Source organism: uncultured Fretibacterium sp., assembly GCF_938030725.1.
Classification (GTDB): domain Bacteria; phylum Synergistota; class Synergistia; order Synergistales; family Aminobacteriaceae; genus Fretibacterium.
The window spans coordinates 1-19466 of record NZ_CALHIQ010000099.1; the positions used below are offsets into that span (position 1 = coordinate 1).

Genomic DNA, 19466 nt, shown 5'->3' on the forward strand with positions numbered 1-19466 from the left:
CGATGTGCGCCGGTATCTGTGCCATGGCAAGATAGCTGGCGAACGCCATGGAGAGTCCGATGAGGAAAGACGTGGCGCCGTTGATGAGCGCCGTGCTTTTAAGACAGTCGTAGAGCATTGCCATTGTCAGCTCACGGTAGACGAACCTGCCTATAAAAACGGAGTAGGCCACGGCAACGACGGCAGCCTCCGTCGGGGTAAAGACGCCGCCGTAGATGCCGCCAAGGATAATGACAGGTATCAACAGGGCCCAGAGCGCCTCGCGAAAGGCCTTGACGACAGCGCTGAACTTCGGGCGCTGAGCCATGCTGAGGTAATGCCGTTTACGCGCCGTGAAGTAGCACACGAGCATCAGCGCAATGCCGATGATGATCCCCGGCACGATTCCGGCGATGAACATGTCGCCAATGGATGCCTTGGCGACGATGCCGTAGATGACGAAAGGGATACTCGGAGGAATGATGACGCCGATGGTCCCTGCCGCAGCGGTGATGGCAGCCGCAAAACCTGCGTCGTACCTGCGCTCCTTCATGGCAGGGATCATAAAGGAGCCGATGGCGGAAACCGTCGCAGGCCCCGACCCGGATATAGCCGCAAAGAACATGCACGCCAGCACCGTCACCATGGCGAGCCCGCCGACAATCCAACCCACGAGGCTCTCGGCGAGGATGACGAGGCGGCGTGAGATGCCGCCGCTGCACATCAGTGAGCCCGCAAGGATGAAAAACGGGATGGCCAGAAGGGGGAAGGAATCCAACCCCGTAAACGCCTTCTGCGCGATCATGACCATCGGAATGTCGGACGCAAACAGCATCATAATCCAGGTGGAAAGCCCCAGCGTAATCCCGATGGGGATGCTGAATGCGATGGTGACGATGAGAATGGAGAATATCAGGATGGCCTCCATGTCATTTGCCTCCATCCAACGGTTCTGTCGCGTCGTCGGGTGTCTTCGGCCCCATCGCCTTGACCTCGCCGTTCTCCGCGTGTTGAAGGCCGCGTTTATGGAGCTTCCACATTTCGACGACGAGGCGCGTGCACATCAACGCGCACCCTGCCGGGACGGCGGCGTAAGGCCACGTCATGGGGATACGCATAGCAGCCGAAACCTGCCCTGCGCCATGGATGAAGAGGACGAGTTTTGTGCCGTACCATGTCAAAAAAAAGCTGAAGGCAAACCAGATCAGCAGGACAAGGTACTCGAGCCAAACGCGGGATGCTCCCTTGAACAGATCCATAAGCATCTCCACCCGGAAATGGCTTCTTTCGCGCACGGCGTAACTGGCGCCGACCCATGAGAGCCATAAAAATATGAAGCGAGCCAACTCCTCACTCCACGAGAGGGAGTTTGCAAAGACGTAGCGCATCACAACCTGTACGAAAACGACGAGGGTCATGATGGCAAGCGTCCAGACACAGAAGTACTCCTCAAGGTTGTTGAGAAATTTTTTGGGCGTCATGAAAGTAACCGTCCCCTTCACCGCAGAATCACCGGAACGAAAAGGCGCCCCCAGGGGGACGGGGACGCTGACAGAACACGGGGGTAGCGCCTACTTCTGCACTTGTCTGATGATTTCCATCAGATCCTGCCCCAACTCGTCCGCGAACTGCGGATAGACCTCCGCCGTCGCCTCTACAAAGGGTTTTTTCTCTTCGGCCGTCAACGCGTTGGCGCTCATGCCGGCCTCCGTGACCTTTCTCTTGAAGGATTCCTCCTCCTCGGCCATCGCCTTTCGCTGCGCTTCCGTCGCATCTTTTGCGGCTTTCAACACCAAATCCCGCAGAGCCTCCGGCAGCCCGTCAACAAATGCTTTGTTGGCGATCAACACCTCAAAGGAAAAGACGTGCCCCGTCTCGGAAACGTACTTCTGGACCTCGTAAAACTTCCCGTCGTCGATCATCGCATAAGGATTTTCCTGTGCATCCACAGTGCCCTGCTGTAAGGCCGTATAGAGCTCTCCCCAGCTCATGGGCGTGGGGTTCGCGCCGAGCGCCTTGAAAAACGCGATGTGCATCGGGTTCTCCATCGTGCGGATTTTCAAGCCCTTCATGTCATCCGGCGTGCGGATGGGCTTACGGCTGTTGGTGACGTGACGAAAGCCGTTCTCCTGGTAGCCCAGGATCAAGATGCCCTTTTCCGCCGTCAACGCGTTCAACTTCTCGCCAAGCACGCCGTCTACCGCGGCAAATGCGGCCTCGCGCGTCGTAAAGAGGTATGGCAGGTCAAGCGCCTGAATGCGCTTTTCAAAGCCGGCCAGGACGGAAGAGGAGGGGATGGCCATTTGAATGGCGCCAAGCTGCACGCCCTCGCACAGCTCGCGGTCCCCGCCCAACTGGCCGTTAGGATAGAGTTCCACCTTAATTTTTCCCTCGGAGCCTTCCTCGATCTGCTTTGCGAAGACCTCCTTCATCACCGTCATCGTCGGATGGGATTCAGAACCGATGTACCCCAGCTTGATCGTATAATCTGCTGCCCGGACCCCAGAGGCAGTGATCAACACAAGGAGCGCTGCACCAAGAAATTTTTTCATCGCATTTTCCTCCAGTTATAAAGGCGTTTTTAAGAAGCGAAATTGATTTTTTGTTGACGCCGAAGGATCATCAGAACGCTTATGACCCTTGCGCAATGTTTTTGTGAAACTAAGGAAGGCGCTCCAGCTTTTCGTTCCCCTCCACGCAGGGGAGAAGCGCTTCCGACACCTCGATGGTTCCCAAGTTTAACGTGTTTTTAATCTTCACGATTTTGAGGTTTGCTCGGTCCACCCCCCTTGCAAGCTGAAGGGCAAAGCGCACGGCTTCTTCTTCAGATTCTGCTGTGATTGGTATTTTGACGTCCTCAGGCGCCTTGACGGCCAGTGCGTTGGCGTACATGGACGGAAGATCCAATTTATCAAGGACGCGGCGTGTGATCACGTCAAAGAGCCCAACGCCGATGGCGTTGCCGTGGGATGGGGCTGTGACATCCAGAAGGACCATACGCTTAATTTGCGGCACGGGGAGCACGAACTTCTTTAGGATAGAGCTGCGGCCCAGGACGTTGGGGTCGAATCCGGCGCCGGATATGTCCTTGCCGATCTCCTCGACGACCAACACGTCGATGTCGGGGATCATCAACGCGGGCATGAGCCCCTTCGCCGTTTGCAGAAGCTCCTTCTCTCGTTCGACGATGTCCTCCGCAGGCACAGCCTCGATCATTGCCGTCTCGTCGTATGCGTTCTCAAGGATCGCGACGCCGAACCCAACCGATGCACGAGCCATGACGATGCGCGCTGCCTCGACTAAGGTTTCCGCAAAACCCTCGAAGCTTGCTTCGTGTAAAGCCGAGCATCCCACGTGGTTGCCAAGCCCTATCGTCAGCATCTTGCAAAGGCCGCTCTGGATGTCGCCGACGAAATCCGTGTGCAGTTTGACGCGGTTGATGGGCACGATGAGGTCTGCCTCGAGCGCCGCTGAATCGATCCACACCTCCAGCCCGCTTTTCGTCTTCCCGACGCGGGTTGCATCTGGAGCCGTGATGACGGGAACGTCCATAGCGTTCTCCGTGATGCCATAAGAATTCAGGATCTGAAGCTGGCCCTCCTGAGTTCCCCCTCCGTGGCTTCCCATGGCGGAGACGATAAAGGGGTTGCCGCCCCGACGCTGGATCTGTACCAACACCTCCTTCACAATCCGCGCAAGGTCTTTGATGCCGCGGCTCCCCACCGCTACGGCCACCTTTGCGCCCGGCTTAATCCTGTCCGCGATACGGGCTTTTTCAAACTCGCACTTGATTTGAGCCTCGAGGTCGTCAAGCCTCGGCCTTGAAAAGCGCTGCCGGACACGGTGCATCCTGGGAAGAGGATAATGATGGGATTCACCAAGCAGTACGGGCATTTTCTCCGAGTCCTTTTCTCGCGTTACCGCGCAGTGTGGGAGCGCTATCGTTCCTTCGCCTTAAGGTCCTTGTGTCCGAGGACGGGCTCCGACGCATCCAGGGCGCTGATGTGGGATTCGTGGGGGCAGGCACGCAGAGCATCTCCATCGCTTCCCTATTCAATCAGCAGCACCCTCCTTCGTTAGAAAATCCGTCAAAGCCAAAATGCTTTTGCCTTTTAGCATTGCGTTAGTTTAGTTAATAACATTCAATTTGTCAAGCCATGGGACAATATCACCCCCAAGGTAGGCCTTGGGGGCGATATTTGGGACTGGAGCAGGAACGAATGGTATTGTCACAAAAAGAGGTCAAGTATATCAAGGGCGCGGCTCTGCTGATCTGAGTAGATAACCAACCAGAAGGCTGTGGTCCCTGGCCCCCTCTCCTTGGCGACGTGGCGTGAAGAGCGGTGGCCAGCCCCCTAAGCCTTGACGGCCGCAAGCTGACCGCAGGCGGCCATGATGTCCGCACCGCGTTCCTTCCGGACCTCGAACTCGATGTGCAGCTCGGACAACGCGGCGCAGAACGCCTTGACGCGCCCTTCCGGCGATCGGCGAAGGGCCGGCCGCATGGGGATGGGGTTGTAGGGGATCAGGTTGATGTAGGGGTCCAGGCCGTCCAACAGCGCCGCCATCTCGTAGGCCATCTGAGGGGCGTCGTTGACGCCGTCGATCATCGCGTACTCGATCGTGATGCGCTCCCCCGTGCGGCGGCGGTAGAGGTGTAGCGCCTCCACCAGGCGGCTCAGGGGGTACTTTCGGTTGATGGGCATGAGACGGGACCGCAGCTCGTCGTTCGGCGCGTGCAGGGAGAGCGAGAGCCTCAGTGGGATATCGAAGTCCGCCAGGTCCTCGATGCCGGGCACGATGCCGGAGGTGGAGATCGTGATGTGTCGGGCTCCCAGGTTCCTCATCTTCGGGTGGTTGAGGGCGCGGATGCTCTCGAAGACGTTCCGCTCGTTCAGCAGGGGCTCCCCCATCCCCATGAAGACGACGTTGTTGATCCCCGGCCCCAACCCCGCGTCCAGGACGCGCCGCTCCATCATAAGAAACTGCCCCACGATCTCTCCGGGCGTCAGGTTCCTCGCGAAGCCCAGCGTCCCCGTTGCGCAGAAGGTGCAGGCGAGGGGGCACCCGACCTGGCTTGAGATGCAGGCCGTCCTGTGCCCCCCGTGATCCAGCAGCACGGACTCGACGCGCGCTCCGTCCGCCATCTGCCACAGGTACTTCCGCGTGCCGTCCCGTGATCGCCGGTCCTGAATCAGGATGGGCAGGGTCATCAGGACCGTGCCGCACAACCGCTCCCGCAGGGATTTCGAGAGGCTGCTCATCTCGTGATAATCAAAGACCTTGTGAGCGTAGATCCACTGGCAGATTTGATCCGCCCGAAAGCGCGGCTCGCCCAGCCCCTCCATCACCCTCCGCCAAGCGTCGCAGTCCAGGGAGAGGGCGTCATCCTCCGCCGTCAGTAAATTATCCGCAGGGCTCTCCGGGTTCTTCTTCATGATGTGTCCTCACGCCGCTCCTTTGCAAAAAAATTTTCTCAAAGCGTTGTCTTAAAAGTCGCTCTAACGCATCCGTTATCATCTATTATAATAAATGACGACAAAGTCCCGGACGCCCCGCGGGGACTCGTCCCCGCGCGAACGTCCGCCAATTTACCCGGGCAGACCAGAGGAGGCCATACCATGCCGACGCCATTTGAGGAAAACGGGCTTCAGACTCCGCCACAGCGCGGGACCACGCTTCACATCATATCCCGACTCTGCTCTTTGGCTGCCATATTCCTGGCGGCGCTTCTCGTCGTCTACTACGGTAACGCCCTTCTGTCGGAGCTCTACGAACGCCTCATCAACAGGCAGGACAACGTCACGACGCTCTCCTTTGCCCTCTCCAAGGTTTTGATCCGAGGGCTGCAGAACATGCTGGTCGTCGTCGCCTGGCAGGCCGTCGCCCGAAAGCTCTCGCACCGCACCACGCATTTTGCGGACGCGGTCAACATCGTGGTCCCTCCCGTAGCCTTCATGGCAACCGCGTGGCTCCTGCCGTGCCTCTCCCCGGACCTGGCGCTCTCCTTTTCCGTGCACCCCGTCCTGGCCTTTCTCCTGCTGTGCCTGTTCCACGCCCTTACCCTGCGCGTGGAGAACGTGCTGGACCGGAGCCTGGCCCTCATCCTCTGGCTCTTCGCCTCCCACAGCCTGGAGATGATCATGGGGGTGCCCTTCCCTCAGTCCGCCCTGCCGGAGGCCGACGCAGCCTTCGTCAGCATGACGGGCTTTACGCTCTTCTTCTGCTTCCTGGCCGGCGCCATGTCCTCCTCCTGGCTGCTGGTCAAGTACTCCATCCGACTGAGCGTCCTGAAGAACTCCTGGATCGGCGCGGAGCTGAAGCGTGGCGAAACGAGCGTCAGCGGGATCAACATGCTGGACGTCAACAACCTCGTACACGACATGAAGAACGTCATCGCCGTTATCAAGGGCACGGCGAGGATGATGGACAAAAAGGAGCCCTCCGAGAGGACGCAATTGCTTCTGAAGGCCGCGGACTACATGGGGACCATGACCCAGGAACTCCTGTCGGGGGACGAGAAACACGACCTCGCCATGAGCGAACTCTTCCGCACGATCGAGCGCCACAGCAGCGCCTTCCCCTGGAGGGACGAGGTTTCGATGCACGTCGCACCGGAGGCCGAGGAGGCGCACATCATGGCGAACAAGCTGCGTCTTATCCGGGCTGTCTTCAACATCCTGGACAACGCCTGGCGCGGCAACACGCTGGTGGGCGCCCACGGCATCCTGCTGCAGGCGCGGCTGGACGCCAACGGACGCATGGCGGAGGTTGAGATCGTCGACAACGGCCCCGGCTACAGTGGAACTCAGGTGGCGGGACGGTCCGGCTGGGGCTCCACGGGGTTGGGGCTGGCCTTCACGCGGCGGGTGATCTCGCTGCACGGGGGCTCCCTGGCGATCACCAGCCGAAAGGACCAAAAGCGCGGAGCCAGGGTGGTTATTTACCTCCCGATCCTTCAGAGCCCGCAGCCTTCGACGCCCGGCGCCTGAGGCACAGCCACGCGGCGTAGCCCGTGGCGATGAGGAGCGCCACGCCGACGCAGCTCAGGCTGATGACGTGCAGGTAGCGCCCCAGCCCCTCCTGGTGCTCCCCCAGAAGGTAGCCAACAAGCGTCAGGGCAACGACCCACACCCCTGCGCCCAGCGCCGTGAAGGCCGTGAAGGTTCCGAGCGGCATTCGGGCGATGCCGGCGGGAAGCGAGATGTACTGGCGGATGACGGGCACCAGACGGCCGACGAGGGTGCTGACGTGTCCGTGCCGGATGAAGAACCTCTCCGCCTTCGACACGGACTCCTCCGACACCAGGAAGTACCTGCCGTACTTCAGGAGCAGCGGCCGGCCCAGGCGGACCGCCACCCAATAGTTGAAGAGCGCGCCGAGGACGCTGCCCACAATGCCGGCGGCGATGGCGCCCCAGAGGGACATTTCGCCACGCCATGCCAGGTACCCCGCGGGAGGCATCACCACCTCGCTGGGGAAGGGGAAGAACGAGGACTCCAGGAACATCAGGCCCGCTATCCCCGCGTAGCCCAGGCGCCCGATCGTTTCCACCAGCCAGGCGACGAAACCGCCAAAGGCGTTCCGAAGCGGCGCGGCAAAGATCAGGGCGCCGCAGCAAAGGGCGCCGCACAGCGTCGCCAGAAGGGCCAGTTTCTTCCAATGTGCGAGCATCTCTTTTCAGCTTCCTCCCAAAACTCAGCAAATTCGACAACCCGGCGGCTATTTTACGCGACCCCCGCGCCGGTCGCCAGAGGTGGACGGCGTATCCCGCCCTCCGGACTTGGAGGGCTGCCGAATATAAGGTGGAGGATTTTGCCTTTCCCCAAAAGAGCGATTAAGCCGGGGCGCTGCCGCCGATCATCCTGAGGAAGTCCTCCTCGCTGATGATGGGGACTCCCAGCGCCTCCGCCCGCTTTCGCTTGCTTCCCCCGCCCGCGCCCGCCACGAGGAAGCTGGTCTTCGAGCTGACGCTGCCGGAGGCACTGCCGCCGTGGGCCTTGACCAGCGCCTCCGCCTCGGCGCGCTTCAGGGAGGAGAGCTCTCCCGTGAAGACGAAGGACTTTCCCGTAAGCTCCGTGCCCTCGTGACCGGCGGCGTCTTCCGAGGAGAACTTCAGCCCGCGCTCCCTCAGCCGCTCCACGAGCGCCAGGTTCGCCTCATCGCGGAAGAACGCCTCGACGGAGGAGGCGATGACCGGCCCCACGCCCTCGACGTCCGCGATCTCTGCCTCCGAGGCTGTCGACAGGGCGTCCATGCTGCCGAAACGTTCCGCCAGGAGCTCCGCCACGCGCTTGCCCACGAAGCGGATGCCAAGCGCCGCGATGAGCGCCTGGAGCGGACGGCCCTTCGAGGCCTTGAGCGCGCCCATCAGGTTCTTGGCGGACTTCTCTCCCATGCGGTCCAGCGAGGCCCAGTCCTCCTCCGTCAGATCGTAGATGTCGGAGAGGGTTTTGACCCGACCGCTGTCGATCAACTGCTCTGCCAGCCGCTCCCCCAGCCCCCGTATGTCGAGCCCGGCGCGGGAAGCGAAGTAGCGCAGGCCCTCCTTCAGTTGCGCGGGGCAGGAGGCGCGGTTCGGACAGCGCAGCACCGCCTCGTCCGGCAGTCGAACCGCCTCGGACCCGCAGGCGGGGCAGCGCTCCGGCATCTCGAAGGGCCGCTCCGCACCCGTGCGGCGTTCCTTCTCCACGGCCACGACCTCCGGGATGATCTCGGCCGCCTTGCGGACGCGCACCACGTCGCCCACGCGAACGTCCTTGCGCCGAATCTCGTCCTCGTTGTGCAGGCCCGCGCGCTGCACAACGGTGCCCGCCAGCCGCACCGGCTCCAGGTTGGCCACCGGCGTCAGGGCCCCCGTGCGTCCCACGGAGATGTCGATGCTCAGGATCCTCGTCCGCGCCTCCTCCGGCGGGTACTTGTAGGCCACCGCCCAGCGCGGCGCATGGGCCGTGGCCCCCAAGCCGTCCCACAGCGTCAGGTCGTCCAGCTTCACCACGGCGCCGTCCGTCACGTAGGGCAGGGAAAAGCGTCTCTCCTGCCATTCGACGATGAACGCCTCCGCCTCGGCCAGCGACGCGCAGCGCCGCCAGGCCGGCTGGATGGGCAGGCCGTGCTCCGCCAGCCACTCCAAGGCGTCCCCCTGACGCGTCACGCCGAAGGACGGGGCGTCAACGAGGTAGTAGAGGAAGGCGTCCAGGCCGCGCTCTGCGACGATGCGCGAGTCCAACTGGCGCAGCGTGCCCGCAGCGGCGTTTCGCGGATTGGCGAAGGGTGGCTCGCCCCGTTCCTCCCGACGCTCGTTCAGCGCATTGAAGCGGTCCCACGTCATCAGCACCTCGCCGCGCACCTCCACGCGCCCCGCTGGAGCGCCCTTCAGCCGCATGGGAAGGGGCCGTAGGGTGCGCAGGTTCTCCGTCACGTCCTCCCCGACGCGGCCGTCCCCCCGCGTGGCCCCCCGGACGAACCGACCGTCCTCGTAGAGCAGCGAGACGGCCAGGCCGTCGATCTTCATCTCGCAGGTGAAGGACCAGTCGTCCTCCGGAACGTCCCCCCGGATGCGCTCCAGGAAGGACGACAGCTCCCCCGGACTGAAGACGTTGTCTAGGGACAGCATGGGGCGTTCGTGGCGCACCTTCTCGAACCCCTCCAGCACCGTGCCGCCCACGCGGCGCGTCGGCGAATCCGGCCGCACCCGGTCCGGGTGTGCGCGCTCAAGCTCCGCCAGCTCTCGGACCAGCGCGTCGTATTCCGCGTCGGGGATATCCGGCGCGTCCTCGTCGTAGTAGAGGCGCGCATGGCGCGCCAGCTCCTCGTAGAGCTCCGCCATGCGCGCCGCATCGTCCTGCCCGCGCTCAAGTCCGCGGTCGACTCCGCCCACGTCGTTCATGAAAACCTCCCCCAAGGATTAAGACGGCACGGCGCCCTCGCGCGGCTCCTCCGCCGCCCAGACCGTCGCCTCGACCCGGCAGGCTGCCGGCTTGTCGTGAGCGACGGTCACTCGCTCAATCGATCCTTTCCGTTGAAAGCCCCGCCGCCGACACGGCTTTCCTCAGCAGGGCGTCGTCAACCGTCCCCTCCGGCGGCATGTAGACCTCTATCCATCGTTTATCCGGCCGAACGAGGACCCCTTCGACGCCCTCCAGGGCCTCCAACGCCGCCCTAGCCTTGTCTTCCCTCGTCGCACTTGGAGCCCCCTCCAGCTTGACGACTTTGTAGTCCTGGCGCTCGATCTTGAAGATGACCGGCCTCGTTCCGTCGTTGCAGCAGGCGATCATCATCCTCTCGTCGTTGGTCCAGTGCCTCATGATGCTGCCGCCCTGCAGGGCGGTGTAGATGTAGCGGCTGATGCAGTCCCATGCCTCCCCGCACTGACTGCCCCTTCCCATGGTCCAGAAGGTGTCCTCGTCGGCGTATCGGTAGAAGATGAACTCGTCACCGACGTGATAGAAGGGGCAGGGGCCGGATTTTGGGTCGGCTAAGTACTTCTCCTGATATTCCGGAAAACATTTCGTGTCGATCACCGTGACCTTGCATCGATGCTGCATCGCATTCCACCCCCCGAATGGCTTTCAAAACGACGGCCCTGACGCCGCGCGTTTCCGTCGGAACGCGAAGTGAAAGAGCTCCGGCCATCGCCGCCGCGCTCCTGTTCCGTTCCTGGCCTCACTCCCTGCCGAACCGCCTCAGGAGTTCCTCCGGCCCCAGGACCAGCATCGTGGGCCTGCCGTGGGGGCAGTGGAAGGGCTGAACGCACCGGTGGAGGTCGCGCCACAGCGCCAGGGCCTCCGCCGAAGCCAGAGCGGTGGTGAGCTTCACGGCCGCCTTGCAGGCCATGGTCGCCCACGTCCGCCACAAAAGCTCCTTCGCGTCGCCGTCCTGGTCCCCCTTCAGCGCCGCCAGGGACGCCCTCAACAGGGCCTCCGGCTCCGGCGCGCCGTCGGGCAGCGCGGGGACGGCGGCGAGGCGAAGGCCGCCCTCATGGCTCTCCAGGCTGAAGCCCGCCGCTTCGAGGGCGGCGCGGTACTCCTCCGCCTCTAGGGCCAGCGTCGGCGGCAGCGGCGTCGGGATGAGGAGCTTCTGGACCGCCGCCTCTCCCGTGGCCCGGTCGCGAATCCGTTCGTACCCCACCCGCTCGTGCGCCGCATGGGGGTCCATCAGCACCAGCCCCTCCGGCGTGTCAAAAATCAGGTAGCCCTGGGAGGTCTGCCCCATGTAGACCGGAGCCTCCATCGCCGGAGTGTCCTCCGGCGATGGGCTCGGTTCGTCCCTCTCCTCCCGCGGCGACAGCGCCGCGGGAGGAGAGGACGCGGGCCGGGCGGGCCCGCCGAAGTCGGGCGGCGCGACGCGGCTGAAGGGCGATAGGGGAGGGGAGGACGCAGGGGGCGGGTCGAGCCGCGGGGCCGTAGGACGGAGCGTCGGGCCCTCCCGGAAGCTCCAGCCGCGCTCCATGACGGCGGCGCGGGACCCCGCGCCCGACGCCGCCGCGCCCGCCGACGGGAACGTCAGAGGGGCTGGGGCGCCCAGCTTCCCCGCCGCCTCCCGCACGGCCTCGAACACCTCCCCCGCGTAGCGGAAGCGCACCTCCGCCTTGGCCGGGTGGATGTTGACGTCCACCAGCGACGGGTCCAGGGACAGGAACAGGGCCCAGTTCCCCGTCAGCTCCCGCGCGGCCGCGGTCACCGCCCCCTTGACGACGGGGTCGTTCACGGCGCGCCCGTTGACGAAGGCCATGACGTCGCTGCGGCCCTGCCGTGACTGCAGCCAGGCGACGAGGGACAGGTGTCCGGCCTCGGCCTCCGCCGTCTGAATGGGAGGTTCTGCGCCCCACAACCGCTCCAGGACGCGCCGGCGGTCCCCGCCCCCGTCCGTAGAGAGGACCTCGCGCCCGTCGTGCTCCAGGGCGAAGCTCACGTCCGGTCGGGCCACGGCGTACTCCCGCATGACGGAGGCCGCGCGGCGCAGCTCGCCCGACGCGCTCTTCATGAACTTGCGCCGCGCGGGGAGTTCCTTGAACAGCTCGTCTGCCTGGACGCGCGTCCCCGGTGCGCAGGCTGCGGCGACGTGCTCCGTCACGCGCCCCCCTGAGGCGCGGATCAGGCCGCCCGCCCCGCCCTCCGGCCGGCTGCGAATTTCTAGGTCCGCCACCGCGACGAGGCTGGCCAGCGCCTCGCCCCGATAGCCCAGGGTGCGGATGTTCTCCAGGTCCTCGATGCCCCGGAGCTTGCTGGTGGCGTGCGGCAGAAGCGCCAGGGGCAGGTCCTCGAAGCCGATGCCGCAGCCGTCGTCCTCCACCACGATGCGCAGCCGCCCTCCATCCCACAGGCGCACCCGCACCCGGCGCGCGCCCGCGTCCAGCGCGTTCTCCACCAGCTCCTTGACGGCCGAGGCCGGACGCTCCACCACCTCGCCCGCCGCGATGCGGGTCCAGACTCCCTCCGGCAGCTCTCGAATCTCAGGCATGACTCAACGCCCTCACGCTCTTCTCCTTCAGCCGGCGAAGGGCCTCCAGCGCCTGATCCGGCGTCAGGACCTCCGCGTCCAGCTCCGCCAGCTCCTCCACCACGGCGTCCGTCTCCGGCGAAAACAGGAGGAGCTGACGCCTCAGCGCTCTCTGGGGCAGGGGGGGCGGGAGGTTCGCGCGCTCAAAGCCCTCGCGTTCGAGGAGCTCCAGGAGCTCGAAGGCCCGGCGCAGCACGGAGGGGGGCAGGCCCGCAAGCCGCGCCACCTCGATGCCGTAGGAGCGATCCGCGGGGCCGGGCGTCACCTGGTGGAGGAACAGGATCCCCGTCTTGCCCTCGGCCACGGCCATGCTGAGGTTTTTCACACCCTGAAGCTTGTCCTCCAGGTGGGTCAGCTCGTGGTAGTGTGTGGCGAAGAGCACGCGCGCCCGGCTCTCTGCCTGCAGGTGCTCCAGCACGGCCCAGGCGATGCTCATCCCGTCCCAGGTGGCCGTCCCCCGTCCCACCTCGTCCAGGATCACGAGGCTGCGGTCCGTGACGTTGTTCAGGATGTTGGCCGTTTCCAGCATCTCCACCATGAAGGTGCTGCTGCCCCGCACCAGGTCATCCCGTGCACCGATGCGCGTGAACACCCGGTCCACGAGGCCTATGACGGCGCTCTCCGCCGGGAGCCAGAGGCCCGCCTGGGCCATGATGGCGAGGAGCGCCGTCATGCGCAGCCAGGTGGACTTGCCCGCCATGTTGGGGCCGGTCAGGATGACGACGCGGGCGCCGTCGCCCCCCAGCGTCACGTCGTTGGGGACGAAGGCCGCGTCCTCCATGGCTGCCTCCAGCACCGGGTGGCGGCCCCCCCGAACGGAGAACTCCGTGGAGTCGTTCACCGTGGGGCGGACGAAGTTTCGCTCCCGCGCCACGACGGCCTCGGAAGCCAGACAGTCCAGCACGCCCAGGAGGTGCCCCGTCACCTGCAGGTCGGCGCCGGCCTGCACCACGCGCTCCGTCACCTGCTGGTACAGCTCCCCCTCGACGCGCGCGATCTCCCCTTCGCTGCGCAGCATCCGGTCCTGAAAGTCCCGAAGCTCCGCCGTGACGAAGCGCTCCGCATTGACCAGGGTCTGTCGGCGCTCGAAGTGGGGCGGCACCGTGGTCAGGCCCGTGCGCCCGACCTCCAGGTAGTAGCCGAAGGCCCGGTTGTAGCCGACCTTCAGCCGCGGCGTGGCGCAGGCCGCGCGCTCGCGCTCCAGGTAGCCCGCCAGCCAGGCCTCTCCCTTCCCCGCAGCGTCGCGCCACGAGGCCAGCTCGGAGCTGAAGGAGGACCGGATCACGGCCCCCTGTCCCAGCGCCCGCGGCAGGTCGTCCTCGAGGGCCTCCTCCAGGTATTGGCGGAGCTCCGAGGCGTCGGGGAAGGAGCGGAACAGGCCCGCCAGAGGCTCCGGGAACTCCACGGCGAGGAGGTCCGGCAGGAGGCGCAGGGTGTCGCGGACCGCGGCCAGGTCCCGCGGCGTCCCCTCGCCCAGGGCGAGGCGCGACAGGGCGCGCTCCACGTCCCGCGTCCCGGCCAGGAGGTCCTGGAGGCGGGACGACGCGGGCGCGTCGTCTGCGATAAGGCCGATGCAGGCCTGACGGCGCTCGATGGCGGCGACGTCCATCAGCGGGCGCAGCAGCCAGCCCCGCAGCGTGCGGCGCCCCATGGGGGTGCGGCAGCGGTCCAGGCAGGAGAACAGCGAGGCGCCCCCCGCCGCCGTTTCCGGGATCAGCTCCAGGTTGCGCTGGGCGGCCTCGTCGATGACCATGCGGCCCTTCACGAAGAGCGGCGTCACGCGCAGCACGTGGCGCACCGCGCTGAACTGCGTCGCGGAGAGGTAGTCCAGCACGGCCCAGGCCGGCCCCACGCAGGGGTCCTCCTCCTCGACGCCGAAGGACGCGAGGCGCGCCCCGCCCAGGGCGGAGGAGAGCCTACGGGCCGCGTTCGCCGTCTTGAAGGCCTCCGGAGCGGCGGGGCGCAGGGGCCGTCCCTCCAGAAAGCCCGGCAGGGCGCCTTCCAGGTTGGAGGGGAAGAGCACCTCCCCCGGCGCGAAGGCAGAGAGCAGCGCCGCGGCCTCCTCCTCCGGCAGCGTGCCGGCCTCAAGGCTGCCCGTTTCCACGGCCAGAAGCGCCAGCGCCACGCGTCCGTTCCGCAGGGGCAGGAGGGCGGCCAGGTGTCCCGCCTCCGTCCCCTCCTCAGGCACGTAGGTGCCGGGCGTCACGACGCGCACCACGCGCCGCTCCACCACGCCCTTCTGCGGGACCAGGCCGACCTGCTCGCAGATGGCGGCGCGGTAGCCGGCCTTGATCAGCCGGCCGAGGTAGAGGGAGAGCGCGTGGTACGGCACGCCGGCCATGGGGATCTTCTTCTCGCTGTCCCGCGCGGTCAACGCGATGTCCAGCACGGACGCGGCGACGCGGGCGTCGTCGAAGAAGAGCTCGTAGAAATCCCCCATCCGAAACAGCAGGAGCGCGTCCGAGTACTGCTCCTTGAAGGCCTTGTACTGATCCAGCCAGGGCGTCATCTTGACGTCCCCAGGGACCGCTTCCTCCCGCGCCACGGTCAGGCCCCCTCCCGCCATGCATCCTGGCCGCTCAGGCGCTCCAGCGCGTTGAGCAGCTTGCCGTTCAGGTCCGGCACGTCGACCCGAAGGTCGGCCAGGAGGGTGCGCACGCGCTGCCGCTCCGTGTGCCCGGCCCAGGGGCAGGACGCATGAGCCAGCACCGGCAGGGCCAGGCGCTGCGCCTCGTCGACGATCGCGGGCTCCGTGGAGAGCACCAGGGGGCGGATCACCGTGACGCCGGCCCTCGACATGTGGACGACGGGCAGGAAGCTCCGCGCCCGCCCGGCCTGGAGCAGGTTCATGAAGAATGTTTCCGCGGCGTCGTCCATGGTGTGTCCCAGCGCCAGCCTGTTGAAGCCGTGCTGTGCGGCCCAGGAGCTCAGGACCCCGCGGCGCATGTTGGCGCAGAAGCTGCACGGGGAGCGCTCCTGGCGCTCCTGAATGATCTCCACGATGGGTTGGGCCGCCACGGCGTAGGGCACGTCCCGGGCCGCGCAGTAGGCCGCCAGCCCCCTCGTGTCCATGCCCGTCAGGCCCACGGTGCAGGCGGCCAGGTCAAAGGAAACCGGGCTGCGCCGCCGGAGGTCCGACAGCGCGTGGAGCAGGACGAGGCTGTCCTTGCCCCCAGACAGGCCCACCAGCACCCGGTCCCCCGGCTCGATCATGCGCCAGCGCGCCAACGCGCGACCAATGCGCCTCCTCAGGGCGTGGCACAGCGGCGCGCTCCAGACCTCCTGCGCGCTCCCCCCGGCTAAAGCTTCGCGGTCCAGCTCCAAACGGCAGCAGCTCCTTCTTGAAAGAGAAATTCCCCCAGTGAAACTATGATAACACAGGTGGATTAAAGCCTCGTGGAGCGATACGCGGCGCGCTCCTCCTCCGGGACCATGCGGCCGCCGGTGCTCCAGACGACGTGGACGGAACGCCTCAGCTGCTCCTCCGTGAAGCGGCGGCAGTACATCCGCCCCGTTTCGGTCCCGAAGACGGCCTCCAGCGCGGCGTAAGCGGCGCAGGCGCTCGGCTCCATGAACAGGCCCTCGGTCCCCTCCAGCAGGCGCAGGTAATCGTAGAGCCGGCCGTCGCTGACGGTGGCGATGCCGTCCAGCATGTCCCTCATCACCCGCCCCACGAAGCCGGAGGGCCGTCCCACGGCAAGCCCGTCGGCCTGGGTGCGCCCCGTCAGGCCGACGTCCTGAACGGAGATGCCGTTCCCCTTGCCCGTGGCCATGCCCAGCAGCATGCAGGGAGCCTGAACGGGCTCGGCGAAGAAGGCGTGCACGCCGTCGCCGAAGAGCTGTTTGAAGCCGAAGGTCACGCCCCCCGGCGCGCCGCCGACGCCGCAGGGGATGTAGAGGAACAGGGGACGGTCCGTCCCCGGCGCGATGCCCAGCTCCTCCAGCTGGACCTTGGTGCGCCCGCCCGCCACGGCGTAGCCGAGGAAGAGCATCCGCGAGCTCTCGTCGTCCACGAAGAAGCTCTTGGGGTCCTCGTCCGAGAGCCGCCGTCCCTCCCGCACCGCAGCGCTGTAGTCGCCGTCGTACTCCTTGACCGTGACCCCGTGGCGGCGCAGCAGGTCCTTCTTCCAGCGGCGCGCGTCCGACGACATGTGGACGATGGCCTGGTAGCCGATGGCCGCGGACATGATGCCGATGCTCAGGCCAAGGTTCCCCGTGGAGCCCACCTGCATCTTGTACTGGGCAAAGAAGTCCCGGTGGTCCGCCAGGACGGAGTAGTCGTCGGTCGGGCGCAGGATGCCGGCCTTCAGGGCGAGCTCCTCCGTGCGGCAGAGCACTTCGTAGATGCCGCCGCGCGCCTTGACGGACCCCGCGATGGGCAGGTCGCCGTCCCGCTTCAGGAACAGGCGGCCCGGGACGGGAGCGGAGAGCGCCGCCTGCATGCGGGGCGTTTCCGTGAGGGGGGACTCGATGATGCCGTCCCCCGTTTCCGGGAAGCGGCGCTTCAGGAACGGAGCGAAGCGGCGGAGCCGCGCCGCCGCGTCCTCCACCATGGCCTCGTTCAGCGGGAAGCCGGGATCGGCCTCCGCGAAGGGCTTCACGTCCGGGTTCAGCCACAGAAAGTCCCGCGCTTCGACGAGCTCGGATGGAACGTTTCGCATTCAGATGACCTCCTCATGGGATGCTGACGATCCCGTAATCACGATGCAGAACGGGCTGCGCGCGCCAGGGAAAGGTGTCTTTCGCGCTCTGCTTCGGCTGGGTCCACGGCTTCGACCGATCTTTTGGGAAAATCATAGCACATGAGGGACGCACAGGACGAGGCTCGGGGGAGATCAGGAGGAGGGCACAGCGCAGGACGGCGGGTTCTGGCCTTTCCCGCCGCGCTATAGTACAATGCCTCATAAGAAGCGTCGGCGCAACCCGTTTCGGCGTTTCACCACAGCCGGCGGACGGGGTTGCTCTCCGCGTCTGGATAGTGTCGGCGACTGGACGTTTTTATTTTTGTTGTTGATTTTTGTTATAGAGAGAAGGGAGAACACACATGAACGAAGTGCTGCAGCAGATTGCGGACGTCGGCGTCATACCCGTCGTCACCGTAGACAACCCGAACCACGCGCTGCCCCTCGGCACGGCCCTGTTGGCGGGGGACCTGCCCGTGGCGGAGGTCACGTTCCGCACCAACGCGGCGGAGGAATCCATCCGCGTCCTGGCCTCGGAGCTGCCGGACCTCCTCGTGGGGGCGGGCACCGTGCTGACCGTGGAACAGGCTCAGAAGGCCGTTTCCGCCGGCGCGAAGTTCATCACCAGCGCGGGCTTCAACCCGGAGCTGGTGAGGTACTGCACGGAAAACGACATTCTCGTCATCCCCGGCGCCAACACGCCGACGCAGGTGGAGCAGGGGCTTCGGTCGGGGCTCTCCCTGGTGCGCTTCTTCCCCGCGGAACAGTCGGGCGGGCCGGCCATGCTGCGCGCCCTCGCGGCCCCCTACCACGCCATGCATTACATCCCCTCCGGGGGCGTGAACGCCACGAACCTTCAAGGCTACCTGGCCCTGCCCTGCGTCCTGGCTGCGGCGGGCAGCTGGATGGCGCCGCCCGACCTCATCGCCGCGGAGAGGTTCGACGACATCGCACGGCTTTCGCGCCAGGCCGTCATCCAGGCCGTGGGCTTTGAGCTGGACCACGTGGGCATCAACGAACCTGACGCGGGCACGGCTCAGGAGGAGTCCGAGCTCATGTGCGACCTCTTCGGCTTCCCGCTTCGGCAGGGCAACAAGAGCTTCTTCGTGGGCGACGGCTTCGAGTTCATGAAGACGCCCTTCCTCGGAATGCACGGACACATCGCGCTCTCCGTCCTCAGCATGACGCGCGCCCTGGCCTTCCTCGCCCGCAAGGGCATGGGGACGCGCAGCGAAACGGAACGGCACGACGAGCGGGGGCGGCTGACCTTCGTCTACCTGGACCGCGAGATCGGGGGCTTCGCCATCCACCTGATGCAGCGGTGATGCCGACCGGGCGGATGGCCTCGCCGCTGCATCAATCCGCCACCCTGGCCCGCCCCGCGCGCTTCAGGAGCTGCGTGACGCTCGTTTCAAAGAGCGGCATGGGGTCGACGTACTGTCCCGCGAGGCACAGGCCATAGTGCAGGTGCGGGCCCGTGACGCGGCCCGAACGCCCGCTGCGCCCGACGACCTGCCCGCGCGCGATGCGCTGCCCCTCCTTCACCAGGCTCTCGTTCAGGTGAAAGAAGACGCTCACCACCCCGTTCCCCGAATCCACGTAGACGCTGCCTCCCGCGTAGTAGTGGTCGCCCACCAGGATGACCGTCCCGGCAAAGGGCGCGCGCACCGCCGTGCCCACCGCAGAGCGCAGGTCCGTCCCCGCGTGGTAGCCGCGCGGCGTACCGTTGTAGACGCGCTGGAAGCCGTAGCTGCTGGTGACCTTCATCAGGTCGAGGGGCTTTTGGGCTGGCGTCGTCCATTTGCGCTGCACCGTCATGGTCCCCTTGGCCCGCGCGGCCAGCGCGGCCTCGCGCTTGATGCGGGCCTGTTCGCCCTTCGGAGGGCTCACCATCTTCGGGCTGACCCTCAGCCGCTCCTGGGGGTACTTCCGGGCCCGCAGCACCACCTTACCCTTCACGTGGAAGCGCTGCCCGCCCTGGGTGAACTCGAACAGGATGGGGTACTCCCCCGGCTTGACATCGCGCACGTAGGAGCCCAGCAGCGCGTAGGAGATGCGCCCGTCGCCCCCCGGCTCCACGTCCAGCGATACCGTCCGCTTGAGCCACGTGACCGTCGGGGCGTCGTAGTCGGCGTCCGAGGTGATCGACACGGCGAAGGCCTGCCCCACATCCCAACTGGTGGGGAAGGAGACGAAAGCGGCCCCCCAGGCAGGGCCTCCCCAGGTCGCGGCCACAAGGCAGAGAAGCATGGCGCATCTCAATAGGCCCCGCCATCCTGCCCCGCACCCCGTCGTCCTCGATGG

The 19466-nt window shown here is 65.8% G+C and carries 15 protein-coding genes; 2 read left to right on the forward strand and 13 right to left on the reverse strand.

The genetic code is table 11. The annotated features are described in order from the left end of the window. The 5 genes from Q0629_RS06080 to rlmN form a co-directional block, all read right to left on the reverse strand. Window positions 1-922, reverse strand: a 922-nt coding sequence (locus Q0629_RS06080) for a TRAP transporter large permease subunit (protein ID WP_298780234.1), incomplete at its 3' end; no start/stop codon positions are given. Further along, on the reverse strand, window positions 909-1397 hold the full coding sequence (locus Q0629_RS06085) for a TRAP transporter small permease (protein WP_298780237.1): 489 nt from the start codon (window positions 1395-1397) through the stop codon (window positions 909-911). The genes Q0629_RS06085 and Q0629_RS06080, both read right to left, overlap by 14 nt. A 153-nt stretch (window positions 1398-1550) precedes the next feature. Beyond that, window positions 1551-2531, reverse strand: coding sequence for a TRAP transporter substrate-binding protein (locus tag Q0629_RS06090; protein WP_298780239.1), 981 nt, complete (start codon window positions 2529-2531; stop codon window positions 1551-1553). Between the two features lie 109 nt (window positions 2532-2640). Beyond that, window positions 2641-3873: a lactate racemase domain-containing protein gene (locus Q0629_RS06095; RefSeq protein ID WP_298780242.1), complete on the reverse strand. Its 1233-nt coding sequence runs from the start codon at window positions 3871-3873 to the stop codon at window positions 2641-2643. A gap of 461 nt (window positions 3874-4334) precedes the next feature. Further along, a complete protein-coding gene (rlmN, locus tag Q0629_RS06100) occupies window positions 4335-5417 on the reverse strand; it encodes a 23S rRNA (adenine(2503)-C(2))-methyltransferase RlmN (RefSeq protein WP_298780245.1) in 1083 nt (360 codons plus the stop codon). A gap of 183 nt (window positions 5418-5600) precedes the next feature. On the opposite strand from rlmN, the gene Q0629_RS06105 reads away from it, so the two are divergent. Continuing rightward, entirely contained in the window at window positions 5601-6971 is a 1371-nt protein-coding gene (locus Q0629_RS06105; RefSeq protein ID WP_298780247.1) for a HAMP domain-containing sensor histidine kinase, read from the forward strand. Here the strand turns inward: Q0629_RS06105 and Q0629_RS06110 are convergent. From Q0629_RS06110 to dsdA, 7 genes are all read right to left on the reverse strand, one after another. Beyond that, window positions 6919-7653 carry a DedA family protein gene (locus Q0629_RS06110; RefSeq protein WP_298780249.1) on the reverse strand — a complete coding sequence of 245 codons (735 nt, stop codon included), beginning with the start codon at window positions 7651-7653 and terminating at the stop codon, window positions 6919-6921. The genes Q0629_RS06105 and Q0629_RS06110 overlap by 53 nt on opposite strands. A 163-nt stretch (window positions 7654-7816) precedes the next feature. Beyond that, window positions 7817-9868 (reverse strand): NAD-dependent DNA ligase LigA, encoded by a 2052-nt coding sequence (gene ligA / locus Q0629_RS06115; RefSeq protein WP_298780251.1) that lies wholly within the window; start codon window positions 9866-9868, stop codon window positions 7817-7819. 115 nt (window positions 9869-9983) lie between these two features. Next, window positions 9984-10526, reverse strand: coding sequence for a TIGR04076 family protein (locus Q0629_RS06120; RefSeq protein WP_298780253.1), 543 nt, complete (start codon window positions 10524-10526; stop codon window positions 9984-9986). A gap of 118 nt (window positions 10527-10644) precedes the next feature. Then, window positions 10645-12441: a DNA mismatch repair endonuclease MutL gene (gene mutL / locus Q0629_RS06125; RefSeq protein ID WP_298780256.1), complete on the reverse strand. Its 1797-nt coding sequence runs from the start codon at window positions 12439-12441 to the stop codon at window positions 10645-10647. After that, window positions 12434-15025 (reverse strand): DNA mismatch repair protein MutS, encoded by a 2592-nt coding sequence (gene mutS / locus Q0629_RS06130; protein WP_298780258.1) that lies wholly within the window; start codon window positions 15023-15025, stop codon window positions 12434-12436. The genes mutL and mutS overlap by 8 nt, the downstream gene beginning before the upstream one ends. A gap of 2 nt (window positions 15026-15027) precedes the next feature. Beyond that, window positions 15028-15804 carry an ATP-binding protein gene (locus Q0629_RS06135; protein ID WP_298780261.1) on the reverse strand — a complete coding sequence of 259 codons (777 nt, stop codon included), beginning with the start codon at window positions 15802-15804 and terminating at the stop codon, window positions 15028-15030. Window positions 15805-15866: 62 nt separating this feature from the next. After that, window positions 15867-17141 (reverse strand): D-serine ammonia-lyase, encoded by a 1275-nt coding sequence (gene dsdA, locus Q0629_RS06140; protein ID WP_298780263.1) that lies wholly within the window; start codon window positions 17139-17141, stop codon window positions 15867-15869. Window positions 17142-17524: 383 nt separating this feature from the next. Here dsdA and eda point away from each other — a divergent pair, with 383 nt between their 5' ends. Beyond that, complete coding sequence (gene eda / locus Q0629_RS06145; RefSeq protein ID WP_298780264.1) at window positions 17525-18487, forward strand: bifunctional 4-hydroxy-2-oxoglutarate aldolase/2-dehydro-3-deoxy-phosphogluconate aldolase; 963 nt, start codon at window positions 17525-17527, stop codon at window positions 18485-18487. A 31-nt stretch (window positions 18488-18518) separates the two neighbouring features. Here the strand turns inward: eda and Q0629_RS06150 are convergent, their stop codons facing one another. Then, on the reverse strand, window positions 18519-19412 hold the full coding sequence (locus Q0629_RS06150; protein WP_298780265.1) for a M23 family metallopeptidase: 894 nt from the start codon (window positions 19410-19412) through the stop codon (window positions 18519-18521). Window positions 19413-19466 lie beyond the last annotated feature (54 nt).